The following is a 1,399-nucleotide window of genomic DNA, read 5'->3' on the forward strand; positions in this document are numbered from 1 at the left end:
ATAAGAACGAAGAGGTGAACAATATATATCTTAATACAGTGGATGGGGCAACAGTCAAAAGAAAAGATACAAGTACCATCTCGATGTATATTAAAATAAGTGGAATAGCATTTAATAAACCAGTAACTCTATTTCTATGTTCAGAATGATCTTTTGAAAGACCTCCCCATTTAGTAATCATTAAGATGCAGATAAAGTACATTGATTTACTTGACACAGTTAAGAGAACCAGCGAAGTTATATGAATGTTGGTATAAAGGTATGTTTCATTAAATTTGGAAAATATGGCAAACGTAATTGCTTCTGAGAGACCCATGAAAGTTGTGAGAATAAGGGCATGAAAAAAGCATGTGCGCCATTTTGCTGTACATAAAACTTTTAGGATAATGAAATTTATTAATGAGAAAATAACGGTATTGAGTAAGAGAGAATTAGCGAAAGAAAGCAAAAATAAAATTCCATAACCAATAGAGATTAGGCTGGTTTTTAATATCCTAGAGTATTTTAAGTCAAATACATCATGGATATACAGCCATAGAATACCAGCTTCTACAATATAAACAAAAAAGATATAAAAAATTTTATCCAAGTTAATCACCGTCTACTTTCTAAATATAGTAAAAAAGCATCTTTAAATTGAGTATATTTTCGTCGTGTTAGGTATGCCTGATATTGATTGTTGCAAAGATAAATCAAAGAATGATCGAAACTGGATACATGCTCCAAATTTACAATAAAACTTCTATGTGACTGAAAAAAAGAAGGCATGTGAAGTTGATTCAGCCAATAATTGATGTTATGGATACAGAGATAATCATTGTCAGATACATGGACGATGGTTTTATGGTTATTCGCTTCAATAAAAACAATATCCTTAGACAGAACAACGAAGGTACCGTTTTTTGTTTCGATAGAGATTTTAATGATAGAGTTATTATACAAAGCAAGGGCGTCTTTCATATTTCTAAAAATTCGCTGCTTATCTAACGGTTTTGATAAATAGCGAAATACATGAAAGCGCATTGCCTCGTCTAGATATTGCGAATAGGAAGTTACAACAAAAATAATAGCATTGTTGTTCTGTTGTTTGAGTTCATTTCCTATATATATTCCATTCATCCCCGGCATCTCTATATCTAGAAAAACAATATCCTTGCTTTGGAAATCTTGGAGTAAATCCGTTCCATTATTGTAGATAACAATTTCTGGATATTTAAGAGAGCTTTTTTGAAAGAAAGAAATCAATATTTTTTCGAGTTGTTGAGATAATTCTAGATCGTCATCACAGATTAAAATTCGCATAAAAACCTCCTTATAGGATAACTCTAATCATTAAAATTCGCATAAAAACCTCCTTATAGGATAACTCTAATCATTATACTATAAGAAGGTCATAAAA

Annotated in this window: 1 protein-coding gene; it reads right to left on the reverse strand. The window is 30.8% G+C overall.

Going from position 1 to position 1,399, the window contains the following annotated elements:
• Window positions 1-594 precede the first annotated feature (594 nt).
• On the reverse strand, window positions 595-1,302 hold the full coding sequence (locus DXB52_RS15735; protein ID WP_118108053.1) for a LytR/AlgR family response regulator transcription factor: 708 nt from the start codon (window positions 1,300-1,302) through the stop codon (window positions 595-597).
• Between the last annotated feature and the right edge of the window lie 97 nt (window positions 1,303-1,399).

Origin of the sequence: Ruminococcus sp. OM04-4AA (assembly GCF_003462585.1) — a bacterium.
Lineage (GTDB): Bacteria > Bacillota > Clostridia > Lachnospirales > Lachnospiraceae > Mediterraneibacter > Mediterraneibacter faecis.

Coding starts and splice junctions, on each gene's coding strand:
- DXB52_RS15735 (WP_118108053.1), bottom strand. CDS start 1,302: ATGCGAATTTTAATCTGTGATGACGATCTAGAATTATCTCAACAACTC.